Below are 13,112 nucleotides of genomic sequence, written 5' to 3' on the forward strand. Positions count from 1 at the left end.
CTTAAGAGGAGGGCGTGCCATGAATCAAGCCGAACTGTTTGCCTACCGCCTGTACCAACAGGGGTTGCTGACAACGAGTGCTGAGTTGGCGGCGCCCTTTACTAATATCGTGGGCTTACAGGCCCAAAATCAACGCGAAGCCGAGCTCAACGTCGCCCTGCAGACGGGGGTTACCCGGGAGCAGCTCTACCAATTTTATCGGGAACAGGGAATTGTGCGCACCTGGGCCCAGCGGTGGACGATTCACCTGCTGACACCGGCGGATTGGCGGTTAGTGATTTCTGCGCGGCAAAACGAGCGACTACCGAAGGCTTATTTTCAGGGATTTGCACCGCAAGTCATGGCTGCCGTGTCGAAGGTCGCCCAAGTCCTTCAGGAGACGGGGCAGTTGACGCGCGCAGATTATGCGGCGTACTTGCAGGAGAATTTTGACTGGTATGCGAGCCGACCACATTATCTGGATTATGCCATTTTACAGGTACTGACGGCTCGGGGGCAGGTCTGGCTGAAACCGACCACCGATGAGGCGCCGGGAACCTTATTTGCTCCGGTTGAGGGGCACTTGTTGGCGCAGCAACTAGCGACTGAAGAGTTGATTCGACGTTACTTACAGGGATTTGGGCCAGCCACCATTCAGGATTTCGTGAAATGGTCGGGCATTAAAATCACTAACGTTCGTCCCGCTTGGCAGCAGGTTGCTCCAGAAATGGTGCCCGTCACGGTTGATGGGACGCAGTTGTGGCTTCTCGAAGAGGTACCTGCGGGTAAGTTGGCGGCAATCGTCGATCAGGTGGCACACTTAACCCTGATTACGGCGGGCTTTAGTTCGTTGATGACGGGGTATCGGGACAAGGCATGGTTTGCGCCAGAAAAGGTTCGCCAGCAGTTGTGGACCAAGAATGGCTTATTGCGTGCGCCGATTATGGCGAACGGGACGGTCGTTGGTCGCTGGTCATGTCAGGTTGTGCGGCAACAGGTGCAATTCCAGGTGACGTGTTGGGGTGCCTACGATCACAATCAATTGGATGAAGATTTTGACCGGGTTGCCCGGTTCTTACAGGTCGATTACGGTGGCTATACGTTGACGGACGCTGCAAAGCTGAAGTCGTTGACGTGATTTGTCGGTATACTTATTAATTTCGTTAGAAAAAGATGGCCTCATCCCAAATGTTGGGATGAAGCCATCTTTATTGTGCGTGCAAATGATGTCCCCTTAAACGGAATCACTGATTACTTTTCAAGTAGCTAACACCGTGAATGATCGATTCTACCAGAAACAGGCTAAACACGATGATCATATAGGCGAGGCCTAGAAATTCAAACACAATCGTTAGCAAGGATTCTGGAAAGAAAATTAAAACCAGTTGCAGGGTTATGATGGCCCCCGACCAAAAAGATAGCACTCTAAAACATTTGGAATAATTTTTAAACAGATCATTCGTTTTGGCATAGCTTTTTTGATAATAATGCTTAACTCGTTTAAACATAAAGTGACGTCTCCCCAAGAAATTATTTGTGAAATGGCATCAACCACCTATAGCCCCCAAGCTCCCCGAGGTTGCCCCTTAAGTCGGTTGATGATAACGACCATGATCTAATCCGCAAAGTCTTCTAATTCAAGACTCTTCTCCGTCCACGAATCCTCGGTCTCACTGAGCTCAGAGGTGACGGCGGTGAGTTGCTCTTGTAGATCGGCGAGCTTACCGGCATCGTTGAAGTTTTCTTCCTTGCTCATTTCGGTTTCAACGGCGGTCTTTTGCTGCTCCAACTTGCCCATCTGTTCCTCAAGGGCGTTCACCTGGCGGCTGAGCTTTCGTTTGGCCTTGGCCTGATCCTTTTGTGCCTGGTAGTCGACCTGCGTCTGCTTGGGTGCCACAACGGTGGGGTGGGCCTCCTCAGCTTCGGCGGCTTCCTTGGCGGCGTAGGCATCCTGTTCGGCCTTCTTGGAGACATAATAATCGTAGTTTCCTAGGTAGCGCGTGGTGCCTTCGGGGCTGAGTTCGACGACTTGCGTGGCCACTTGGTTGATGAAGTACCGGTCATGGGAAACGAACAGGATGGTCCCGTCGAATTCATTGAGCGCGGTTTCCAGCACCTCACGGCTATCAATGTCCAGGTGGTTAGTGGGTTCGTCCAGCATTAGGAAGTTGTCGTGTTGCATGGCCAGCTTGGTTAACAGTAGCCGGGCGCGTTCACCACCACTCAGGCTGTGCACACTCTTGTCGACGTCGGCACCGGTAAAGAGAAAGCTGCCAAGAATCGAGCGGATGTCGCCCTCTGGCGTGGTAGGATGGTCGTCCCACAATTCATGTAAGACGGACTTCTTATCGTGGAGTGTCGCCTGATCTTGGTCGTAGTACCCGGTGTCCACGCCTGTACCGAAGATGATCTGCCCCTGAATGGCGGGAATTCGTCCCAAGATCGTCTTCAGGAGAGTCGACTTTCCAATACCGTTCGGGCCAACGATGGCAACGGCCTGATGCTTTTTGATGTCTAAGGTGACAGGGGCCGCTAGAATCTGGCCATCGTAGCCCACGGCGCCATTGACGACGTCGAGGACCACGTTACCACTCTGACGCTTGGGCTGGAAGCTGAACCGTGCCGCCTTTTCGTCACCCTCGGGTCGATCCATCTTGTCCATTTTTTCTAACAGTTTACGACGTGCCTGTGCGCGTTTGGTCGTCGAAGCCCGGACGATGTTCTTGTTTACAAAATCTTCGAGCTTACTAATCTCGGCCTGTTGCTTATCGTATTCCTTCCAGGCTAAACGCAGACGTTCGGCCTTGGCTGCGATGTAGTGGGAATAGTTTCCGGGATAGTGGTCGAGCCCGCCGTGAGCCATATCGTAGACGTCGTTGACCACGTGATCGAGGAAGTACCGGTCATGGGAGACGACTAGAATGGCGCCGGGATAACCCTGCAGATAGCCTTCCAACCAGGTCAACGTTTCCACGTCCAAGTGGTTGGTCGGTTCGTCCAGGATCAACAGATCGGGGCGTTCCAGCAAAAGCTTAGCCAGAGCCAACTGAGTTCGTTGCCCACCAGACAGCTCGTTAATGGGCTTGTCATAGTAGCTCTCGTCAAATTCGAACCCGTGAAGAACGCCACGAATCTCGGCCTGGTAGCCGTAGCCGTTTTGATCACTGAAGTCTTGTTGGAGCTGATCATAACTCGAACTGATCTGCGCAAATTGTTCCGAGTTGGCGGTGACGTTGGGGTCGCTCATTTGTTGTTCAAGGGCATGCATGCGATCTTCCATGGCGATAAGCTTGGCAAAGACGCTGAGCATTTCGTTCCAGACCGTTTTAGTTGAAGCGAGGCCGGCATTTTGCGCTTGGTAGCCCATCGTCAGGCCGCGCTTTGTGGTGATTTGACCGACATCGGGCATGGTTTCGCCAGCGATCATTTTCAATAGGGTAGATTTGCCCGCGCCGTTTCGGCCAACGAGGGCCACCCGGCCGTGTTCGGGCACGTCCATGCTGACGTTTTCGAATAGAACGGTTGCGCCGAAACGTCGGGTGACTTGTTGCACTTGTAAGAGAATCACGGTAAACCAACCTCCTTTAGGGTGTTTTAGGGTATACGTTTTAAATATTTTGATTAAGGGTCACATTTCGTTGTGGATCGCACGGTTTTTGTGCACGATTTCGCCAGTCAAGGTGAGCCGTTGTGCTGACCCCCAGACGGCCGCAATCGGCACCTGGAACCGTACGTGGCCTCGCTATTGAGAGAAAACGATGACCAGTATACGTATAGTCACTATTTTAGCATATTCTACACGGAGACCGAAATTAGCAAAGAAATTGTGAAAAAAACTTGCAAATTCTTTCACAAGATGAACGGTTATGCTATAATCTATAAGAAAGTTGATTTCACAATCCAGACAATTATTTAAATATGAGGCTATCGCTTGTGAACGGTAGCCAGTTTCTTTGATTAGGAGGTCTCGTTTTTGACAGAACAAAAAATTCCCCGGGCGACAGCTAAACGCTTGCCCATCTACTATCGCTATCTCAATATTTTGCTAGACGCCGATAAAACCCGGGTGTCTTCGACTGAATTGTCCGAAGCCGTTAAGGTCGATTCCGCAACAATTCGTCGAGACTTCTCGTACTTTGGTGCCCTCGGCAAACGGGGCTATGGTTATGACGTTGAAAGTTTAATCAAGTTCTTTAAGAAAATTCTGAATCAGGATCGCTTAACCAGCGTTGCCTTGATTGGGGTGGGAAATTTAGGCCACGCCCTGTTAAACTTTAATTTCCATCAGGACAGTAATGTTCGGATCAGTGCGGCGTTTGACGTTAAGCAAGAGATTGCTAACACAATCCAAAGTGGGGTGCCCATCTACCCAATGACGGATCTACGAACCCAACTGGAAGAACAACAGATTGAAGTGGCCATTTTAACCGTGCCATCTCAAGTTGCGCAAGAGGTTACCGATGAGGCCGTGTCTGGCGGTGTCAAAGGTATCCTGAACTTCACACCACTGCGGATTACCGTGCCTAAGGGTGTGCGGGTGCAAAATGTGGATCTGACCAACGAATTACAGACGTTGATCTACTTCCTGGAGCATTACAACAATTTAAGTTAAACCGTGAGAGCTTGGCAGTCATGCCGGGCTCTTTTTTTATGCGCCTGTTTATAGATACAAACGAAAAAAACACGAAATCAGTCTCACTTTTTTTGATAAGACGGCTGAAAAGGTAGGGGGTAAACACTAGGTAATTAGGTGGTGTCCATCGCCTTACCGGTGGGAAGACAGAGTGTTCCCAGACAATTATGAGCATGATTATAATACCTGTCAGTAATTGGATTTAAAATATCAGGTAGTCGTCACTTACAGCTATTTTCGGGGGTTCAAAGCGAGCGAGAAGACTGTTGTTCTTCCAGTCTGAAGCGTCCCCACGGCAGGTGGAATCCCTGGCAGCTGCAGTGCGCCCATCGTGGTCAGACAAATGGGACTTCTTGATAACTGCCAACTGAAAGTATGATGTGAGACGCAGTAACCCCACAGCCGCACCGACTGTGGCAAGCGGGCCCCGCTGAATCCCGGAAATTGTTTGTCAAATTCCTTGATTTTTATATGGAAAAACCATATATTAGATATTGTTGATTAGCACTTATGTTAGTCAAGTGCTAATAGTGCTAAAAAGTAAGTTCATTGGAGGGATTCAAGTGTTAAAACCATTAGGAGACCGCGTCATTTTGGATCAACCAGAAGAAGAAGAAACCACGGTTGGCGGCATTGTGCTCGCAAGTAACGCTCAAGAAAAGCCACAAACGGCAAACGTCGTAGCTGTCGGTGATGGCCGTGTGTTAGACAATGGCGAAAAGGTAGCCCCAACTGTTAAGGTTGGCGACAAGGTATTGTTTGACAAGTATGCTGGTACTGAAGTGAAGTACCAAGACGCCACTTACCTTGTTTTACATGAAAAGGATTTAGTCGCTGTCGTTGACTAATCTTTTTCCAATTAAGAAGACTATCCAAATCATTCAAAAATTTTAGTATGAGGTGAATTTATAAAATGGCTAAAGAATTGAAATTTTCTGAAGATGCCCGCAGCAAGATGCTTGCCGGTGTTGATAAGTTAGCTGACACAGTTAAGACCACCCTTGGACCTAAAGGGCGTAACGTGGTTTTGGAACAAAGTTACGGCAACCCAACCATCACGAATGATGGGGTCACGATTGCTAAGTCCATCGAACTCGAAGATCACTTCGAAAACATGGGTGCCAAGTTGGTTTCCGAAGTTGCTTCTAAGACCAACGACATCGCTGGTGATGGGACGACCACTGCCACTGTTTTAACGCAAGCTATCGTTAACGAAGGTATGAAGAACGTGACTGCCGGTGCTAACCCTGTTGGTATCCGTCGCGGGATCGAAAAGGCAACGAAGGCCGCCGTTGATGGGTTACACAAGATGTCCCATGACGTTAAGACCAAGGACGATATCGCCCAAATCGCCTCAATTTCTTCAGCTAGCCAAGAAACCGGTAAGTTGATTGCCGATGCCATGGAAAAGGTTGGTAACGATGGGGTTATCACTATTGAAGAATCCCGTGGTGTTGATACCAGCTTGGACGTTGTTGAAGGGATGCAATTTGACCGTGGTTACATGTCACAATACATGGTTACCGACAACGACAAGATGGAAGCAAACTTGGACAATCCTTACATCTTAATTACGGATAAGAAGATTGCCAACATTCAAGACATCTTACCCTTATTACAATCCGTTGTTGAACAAAGCCGTTCACTTCTGATCATTGCCGATGACATCACCGGTGAAGCTTTACCAACGTTGGTTCTGAACAAGATGCGTGGGACCTTCAACGTGGTTGCTGTTAAGGCACCTGGCTTTGGTGACCGTCGTAAGGCTACCTTGCAAGACATCGCCGTTCTGACGGGTGGGACGGTCATCACTGATGACTTAGGTCTTAACTTGAAGGACACCACGATCGATCAATTAGGTCAAGCACAAAAGGTTAACGTTACCAAGGACAACACCACGGTTGTTGAAGGTGCTGGTGCCAAGGATCAAATCGCTAACCGGGTTGCTGAAATCAAGGGCCAAATCGAAGAAACAACCTCTGACTTCGACCGTGACAAGCTGAAGGAACGTCTGGCTAAGTTAGCCGGCGGGGTTGCCGTTGTTCGTGTCGGTGCCGCAACTGAAACCGAATTAAAGGAACGTAAATACCGCATTGAAGATGCTTTGAACGCAACGCGTGCCGCTGTTGAAGAAGGCTTCGTTGCTGGTGGTGGGACTGCTTTGATCAACGTGATCAAGGACGTTGCTGCCGTTAAGGCCGAAGGCGACGAACAGACCGGGGTTAACATTGTGCTCCGTGCTCTGGAAGAACCTGTCCGTCAGATCGCTGAAAACGCGGGTGTCGAAGGTTCCGTTGTCGTTGAACACCTGAAGGGTGAAAAGGAAGGCGTTGGTTACAACGCTGCTGACAACCAATACGAAGACATGGTTAAGGCCGGGATCACCGACCCAACCAAGGTTACCCGTTCTGCTCTGCAAAACGCCGCATCCGTTTCCGCATTGTTGTTGACGACTGAAGCCGTTGTGGCTGACAAGCCAGAAGACAACCCAGCACCTGCTGCACCTGCTAACCCAGGTATGGGCGGCATGATGTAAAAAATTAAACGCTAGCTTGCTAGTGTGAATGAAAGAAGCCAACCGAGTTTTCGGTTGGCTTCTTTGCGTCCTGAATTAGTTGGCGGGGACGGTGGCCAACAAGTCAGCCAGCGAGGTGCTGGGTGGCGTGAATGGCTGTAAATCACCCGCCGCAATCTGTCGCTCCAGTTTGTCAATAAAGGTGGTAATGGGTTCATCGCCCGTGATGTCGCGAAAATCACCAAAACCGTATTGCCACCATTGTAAGTCTAGCAACCGGGCGATGACGGGGGCCGGGAAACGGTATTTGAGGATGTGCGCGGGGACGCCACCGACCACGGCATAGGCAGGCACGTCCTTGGTGACTAGGGCGCCACCCGCAATCACGGCGCCGTCGCCCACGGTCACCCCAGTGGGGGCAAAACGAACGTCCTGGCCAATCCAGACGTCATTGCCAATGATGAGCGGGCCACCATTGACTACGGGGTTAGGTACGTGTTGAAAGTGATTCTCGGTGTCCGCCAAGTAGTCATTGAAGGCATCCACCCAGTAGCCATAAGTCAGCATGGAGGTGGTGAATCGGTCTAACGGGTGGCTCCCCTGCATGCGGCTGACGTTGTGCGCAATGGACGTGTAACGGCCAACGATGGAATTGACGGGCAACGCGCTGTTGGATGAGCTGAAGGCCCCCATACTGAAGAGTTGGTGGCCGGTCAGAAAGATGCTGTAAGCTTCGGCCTGAAAAGTCAGGGGAACCTGTAGCGACTCTCCTACGTGGAGCCGAGAGCCGTTACGCTTGCGGGGCGTCAGATAGAGGTGACGCGCTGCCAAACAAGCGAGCAGTTCTTGAGTGACCGGCAGGCATCGTCGGTGATGTGAGTGGGTCACAACGAGATTGTCTTGATAGAAGGTAACGCCATTAATGGTGGTCGACATAGCTGCCACGTCCTTTTACTGAGATTAAGACTAGTGTACGTTAAGGCGCCATAAAATGGGGATAGGGGCATCCGCAGATCTTGCGGGTAAGTTTATTCAATAAGGGGGAAGCACCGTGCTGCCGGTATTGCGTGAAGTTGCGCCTAGAAGGTTAAGTGATTGACCTAACCCCGCCAAAGGCTGACGATGCGTGTTGGCCGGGGAAAAGCGTTGTAAATTTGAACGGAAGCCTCACGAACACGTAACCGCTTTCTTTTGTACCATGACAGGTATGGGTTAGCCCCAACTAGATAAGGTGATCACACCATTTGCCGTTTTCTTAGTTGCTAAGCTGAACAAGAGTGGTATTGTGGAGCTAGTTGTAGTAGAATTACGTTTGCGTTTGAATTTGGAACGAGTTAATTAAGACTTTTTTGACGGGTGCGAGCCCGTTTTCATTATTTATGGAGATAAGGAGTAAGTAGTCATGTGGCGTTATTTAAAGCGGGTTTTAATTGGTAAACCCCTAAAGACCATGGATGAAGGCGGTCAGGCGTTGACCAAGTTTAAGGCATTAGCCTTACTGTCATCTGACGCATTGTCCTCCGTGGCTTATGGTACTGAGCAAATTACGACCGTTCTGATCACCTTATCTGCGGCAGCCTTGATGTATCAATTATGGATTGCTGCACTGGTCTTAGTTCTGTTGTTTGCGATCACGCTTTCTTACCAACAGATTATCCATGCCTATCCATCCGGTGGTGGTGCCTATGTGGTGGCCAGTACCAATTGGGGAAAATCAGCGGGATTAGTCGCTGGTGGATCACTCTTGGTTGATTATATGTTGACCGTGGCCGTTTCAACGACTTCTGGAACGGAAGCTATTACCGCCGCAATTCCGGCGTTATCCCCATATTCAGTGCTGATTTCGGTGCTCATTGTGATTGGGATTATGTTATTGAATCTGCGGGGGATGCGGGAGTCCGCTTCATTCCTGACCGGACCAGTCTATTTCTTCATTTTGATGATCGTGGTCATGATTGGGGTCGGCCTCTATAACATCTTAACGGGAAACATTACGTACCATGCATCGGCACATCTGGGGGGATCGGTTCAAGGCATGACCCTGTTACTGTTCTTCCGGGCATTCTCCTCTGGGTCTTCTTCCTTGACCGGGGTTGAAGCCATCAGTAATGCCGTGCCAAACTTTAAGAAGCCGAAGAGTCATAATGCCGCGGCGACGTTGGCGATTATGGCGACGATCCTGGCGATCTTCTTCGGTGGCATCACGTTCCTCAGTTATTACATGGGGATTCGTCCCGAAGCCGGGCAGACGGTGCTTTCCCAGATTGGGATCGGCGTCTTCGGCCATGGGGTTATCTACTACCTGTTACAATTATCAACGGCTTTGATTTTAGCGGTTGCGGCGAACACTGGGTTCTCAGCGTTTCCTATTCTGGCCTACAACTTGGCGAAGGATAAATTCCTGCCCCATGCTTACCTGGACCGAGGGGATCGACTGGGGTACTCCAACGGGATCATTTCCCTAGCCGTCGGTGCCATTGTGCTGATCTTTATCTTCCATGGGCAAACGACGCTCTTGATTCCACTGTATGCCATCGGGGTTTTCGTGCCATTTACGTTATCGCAATCCGGCATGATCATCCACTGGTTCCGCGTCCGAGAGGGCTTCTGGTTAGGAAAAGCGTTCATTAACTTAGTGGGGGCTTTGATATCGGTCGGCTTGGTTGCCATTCTATTATTCATGCGGTTTGCCAACGTCTGGCCATACCTGATCATCATGCCATTGCTGTTGCTGCTGTTTTATCGCATTAATCAACACTACAAAAAGGTTGCGCGACAATTACGGGTGGCAGCAAAGACGAAGGCTGACATGCACGAATACGACGGGGCTACCGTCATTGTCTTGGTCAGCAACATTACCCGGGTGACGGCCGGCGCGATTAACTACGCGCGGTCCATTGGGGACTACGTCATCGCGATGCACGTGTCCTTCGATGAGAATCCCGAGAAGGAACACAAGACGGCGCAGGAGTTCAAGGAGGAATTCCCAGACATTCGGTTTGTGGACATTCATTCTTCCTACCGGTCGATTGCGACACCGACGTTGCGGTTCTGTGATGTGATTGCCAAACGCGCGGCCGAGCGGAACTTTACCACCACGGTGTTGGTGCCACAGTTCGTGCCACGGCATCCTTGGCAAAATGTTTTGCATAACCAAACGGCGCTTCGTCTGCGGACGACCCTGAATTCACGGGAAAATATTATTGTTTCAACTTACAATTATCATTTAAAAGAGTAGTTACGAAGTTCTTCGAAGCCATTATTGTGGCTACGGAGAACTTTTTTGGTGCAACTTGAAGTGCTGGATCATTAGCGGACAACCCCCTTTTGGGTAATAGTCTGGTTTTGGCGTGAAACTAAAGATATTGACACTTGGGTATTTCATCAACACTAGTAGAAGCGTTGTGGCAGCTGTGGTTACGTTGGCATCGACGGGGGAAGAAAGCAAACATCCCGTAAAGCCACATTGGACCTTACGGGACGCAAATTAAAAGTTATGGGGTACTTATCGGAGGCCCACCAATGAAGCAAACGGTGGTACCAGGAGATCGACGACAATCGAGATGATAACCACGGCGATCGAGGCCATGGAACCTTGAATCGAGCCCAGTTGGACGGCCTTGGCCGAACCCACCGTGTGGCCGGCGGTTCCCAGCCCTAAACCGGCACCAATGGGATCCTTGTCGATCCGGAAGAATTTGACCAGCCAATCGCCAAGTGCGTAGATGATGACGGAATTCAGGATGCAGGCGGTCGCAGTCACGGCACCGACGCCACCGATGGCGTTGGAGATCGGCATAGCAATGGCCGTTGTCGCCGCTTGGGGCAGCATGGAGGCAATTCCTACGGTGTCCAGACCAATGAGCTTAGCGGCCTCGTAAATCACCAATAATGAGAGGCTCAGGCCAATGATGAGGGACAAAATGATTTCGAGCCAGAAACGTTTGACAATGTCGTTCCGGCGATAGAGGGGAACGGCGAAGGCGATCGTCGCTGGATTGAGGAACCAGAAGATGATATCCCCCCCGGGCTTGTAGGCCGAGCGGTAGAACGTGGCGGTCGAGGTGCCAAAGGCCTTGGCCAGGAGGAATAGGACCAAAATCCCCAGAACCATCCCGACAAAGAGCGGTTGAAACAGGAAGAAACCTTTACTAATTTTGAAGAGCCATTGGCCGATTAGGTAGACGACCAGTGACAAGAAGATACCAAAGATGGCGTTACCAGCGGTGGAGCCGTCGGCGTTGTTTCCCAATCCGTCGCCGAGCCATTTGCCCCACAACGCTAAATTGGGGTTTTCCGCTAAAATTATCATGTTATAACCTTCTTAATTTAGGCGCTAAAGAGTCGTTTCTTGTTCCACCGCGGATTTGCGATGGAAGAGGTGTTGTCGCAGCCAGATCAAGCCCACCGCGGTGTAGCTGACGAGCACCAGCATGACGATGGTAGCGATGAGCACCACGGCCGTAATCTGCAAGCCCTGGGCCTTTAAGATGTCCAGACTGGCTGCGAGTTGAACACCAGCGGGAACGAAGAGAAAGGCAATCAGACTGATCATAAAATCGGCAAACTTTTCAACGTTACGTAATTTTAGGATGTGGGTGGCCAGCAGGGTGTAGAGAATCACAATCCCAATGACTGGCGTTGGAACGGGAAGTGACGCGGGGAATAGGGGAGAGATTAGGCTTGCCACAAAGAGAATTGCGGCGAAAATACTCATTTGACCCAAAATCGGTGTGGGCTGCTCCCCGGCAGTCTCTGGCTGGGTCGTTGGATGTTGTTGAGCCAAGATAAAATCTCCTTTCAAACGCAAAGCTTGGTTCGGCGATGCGGGAGAGGTCACAAAGGAAAACCTTGGCAGAGGCAACATGAAACTCGTTGTGAAACCGCTCTCAATCGCTCATAATCATTATATGGGATTTTGACGGTTTGCACAAGGGTAATCTGCGGTATGACGCGGTTTGTGGGATGGCTTGTGCAGTGATATTGTGCTGCAAGCAGTCGAACTAGGTTTCAAAAAGCTTTTCAACGTGACTAATTTTTCACAAGCGTCTTAAAACGAACTGAATTCGAAAAAAACGTCGAAAAAAAGTGTGAGCGTTTTGCCTGAGTGGGCTATTTTAGACCCATCAAGGCGGCGAATGGGGGAACCACGATGTCGACCACGATGGAAATAATGACGACCGCGATCGAGGCCATGGAGCCCTGAATCGAGCCCAGTTGCAGGGCTTTGGCGGAGCCCACGGTATGGCCAGCCGTCCCTAGTCCCAGGCCAGCGCCAATGGGATCGTGGTTAATCCGAAAGAATTTAACCAGCCAATCCCCCAGCGCGTAGATAATCACAGCGTTTAAGATGCAGGCCATGGCGGTAACGGCAGCGTTACCACCGATGGCACTGGCAATCGGCATGGCAATCGCAGTGGTTGCCGCCTGTGGTAGCATGGAGGCGATCCCCACGTGATCGAGTCCCAGTAACTTGGCCGCACCGTAAATGAAGAACAGTGAGGCTATGAGACCAATGATGAGGGACAGGAGAATCTCCAACCAGAAGCGTTTCACGATGTCGTTACGCCGGTATAGGGGGATGGCAAAGGCAATAGTTGCAGGGTTCAGGAACCAAAAAATAATGTCACCACCGGGTTTGTAAGCGGATTTATAAAAGGTTGCGGTGGTTGTGCCAAACACTTTAGCTAGTAAGAATAGAATGAAGATGCCAAGGACCATGCCGACAAAGAGCGGTTGGAAGAGAAAGAACCCCTTGCCAAGCTTAAATAGCCATTGACCGATTAAATAGACCAGTAAGGACAGAAAAATTCCAAAAGCAGCATTTCCAGCCGAGACACCAGCGGCATTGGTTCCGAGTGCGTCACCCAGCCACTTGCCCCAGACCGCCATGTGCGGTGTGGTTGTCAAAATAATCATAGATACTCATCTCTCTTATGCAATTTTCTATTGATCCTAAAATGATGAAGTCGCTGACACAGTCTG

10 protein-coding genes are annotated in these 13,112 nt (G+C 50.3%); 5 read left to right on the forward strand and 5 right to left on the reverse strand.

What is annotated here, in order from left to right:
• Positions 1–19: 19 nt before the first annotated feature.
• A complete protein-coding gene (locus FD28_RS04435; RefSeq protein ID WP_057733000.1) occupies positions 20–1,117 on the forward strand; it encodes a winged helix DNA-binding domain-containing protein in 1,098 nt (365 codons plus the stop codon).
• A gap of 477 nt (positions 1,118–1,594) precedes the next feature.
• Here the strand turns inward: FD28_RS04435 and FD28_RS04445 are convergent, their stop codons facing one another.
• Entirely contained in the window at positions 1,595–3,547 is a 1,953-nt protein-coding gene (locus FD28_RS04445; protein WP_057733004.1) for an ABC-F family ATP-binding cassette domain-containing protein, read from the reverse strand.
• 405 nt (positions 3,548–3,952) lie between these two features.
• Between FD28_RS04445 and FD28_RS04450 the strand changes: the two genes are divergently transcribed.
• From FD28_RS04450 to groL, 3 genes are all read left to right on the forward strand, one after another.
• Entirely contained in the window at positions 3,953–4,591 is a 639-nt protein-coding gene (locus FD28_RS04450) for a redox-sensing transcriptional repressor Rex (protein WP_020088177.1), read from the forward strand.
• 584 nt (positions 4,592–5,175) lie between these two features.
• On the forward strand, positions 5,176–5,460 hold the full coding sequence (groES, locus tag FD28_RS04455) for a co-chaperone GroES (RefSeq protein WP_057733005.1): 285 nt from the start codon (positions 5,176–5,178) through the stop codon (positions 5,458–5,460).
• Positions 5,461–5,525: 65 nt separating this feature from the next.
• The gene (gene groL, locus FD28_RS04460; protein ID WP_057733007.1) at positions 5,526–7,148 is read left to right on the forward strand and encodes a chaperonin GroEL; all 1,623 of its coding nucleotides are present in this window, start codon (positions 5,526–5,528) and stop codon (positions 7,146–7,148) included.
• Between the two features lie 75 nt (positions 7,149–7,223).
• On the opposite strand, the gene FD28_RS04465 is transcribed toward groL, so the two are convergent.
• The gene (locus tag FD28_RS04465; RefSeq protein WP_057733009.1) at positions 7,224–8,063 is read right to left on the reverse strand and encodes a CatB-related O-acetyltransferase; all 840 of its coding nucleotides are present in this window, start codon (positions 8,061–8,063) and stop codon (positions 7,224–7,226) included.
• A 466-nt stretch (positions 8,064–8,529) separates the two neighbouring features.
• Between FD28_RS04465 and FD28_RS04470 the strand changes: the two genes are divergently transcribed.
• Positions 8,530–10,365, forward strand: coding sequence for an APC family permease (locus FD28_RS04470; RefSeq protein WP_057733011.1), 1,836 nt, complete (start codon positions 8,530–8,532; stop codon positions 10,363–10,365).
• A gap of 267 nt (positions 10,366–10,632) precedes the next feature.
• Here the strand turns inward: FD28_RS04470 and lrgB (FD28_RS04475) are convergent, their stop codons facing one another.
• The 3 genes from lrgB (FD28_RS04475) to lrgB (FD28_RS04485) form a co-directional block, all read right to left on the reverse strand.
• The gene (gene lrgB / locus FD28_RS04475; RefSeq protein WP_057733013.1) at positions 10,633–11,439 is read right to left on the reverse strand and encodes an antiholin-like protein LrgB; all 807 of its coding nucleotides are present in this window, start codon (positions 11,437–11,439) and stop codon (positions 10,633–10,635) included.
• Positions 11,440–11,463: 24 nt separating this feature from the next.
• Positions 11,464–11,913 (reverse strand): CidA/LrgA family protein, encoded by a 450-nt coding sequence (locus FD28_RS04480; RefSeq protein ID WP_057733015.1) that lies wholly within the window; start codon positions 11,911–11,913, stop codon positions 11,464–11,466.
• 326 nt (positions 11,914–12,239) lie between these two features.
• Positions 12,240–13,046: an antiholin-like protein LrgB gene (gene lrgB / locus FD28_RS04485; RefSeq protein WP_057733017.1), complete on the reverse strand. Its 807-nt coding sequence runs from the start codon at positions 13,044–13,046 to the stop codon at positions 12,240–12,242.
• Positions 13,047–13,112 lie beyond the last annotated feature (66 nt).

It is taken from the genome of Levilactobacillus hammesii DSM 16381 (assembly GCF_001434395.1).
Lineage (GTDB): Bacteria > Bacillota > Bacilli > Lactobacillales > Lactobacillaceae > Levilactobacillus > Levilactobacillus hammesii.

What these genes read in the sequence shown, in the direction of transcription:
- FD28_RS04435 (WP_057733000.1), top strand. Translation starts at nt 20, where the DNA reads ATGAATCAAGCCGAACTGTTTGCCTACCGCCTGTACCAACAGGGGTTG.
- groL (WP_057733007.1), top strand. Translation starts at nt 5,526, where the DNA reads ATGGCTAAAGAATTGAAATTTTCTGAAGATGCCCGCAGCAAGATGCTT.
- FD28_RS04465 (WP_057733009.1), bottom strand. Translation starts at nt 8,063, where the DNA reads ATGTCGACCACCATTAATGGCGTTACCTTCTATCAAGACAATCTCGTT.
- FD28_RS04470 (WP_057733011.1), top strand. Translation starts at nt 8,530, where the DNA reads ATGTGGCGTTATTTAAAGCGGGTTTTAATTGGTAAACCCCTAAAGACC.
- lrgB (WP_057733013.1), bottom strand. Translation starts at nt 11,439, where the DNA reads ATGATAATTTTAGCGGAAAACCCCAATTTAGCGTTGTGGGGCAAATGG.
- lrgB (WP_057733017.1), bottom strand. Translation starts at nt 13,046, where the DNA reads ATGATTATTTTGACAACCACACCGCACATGGCGGTCTGGGGCAAGTGG.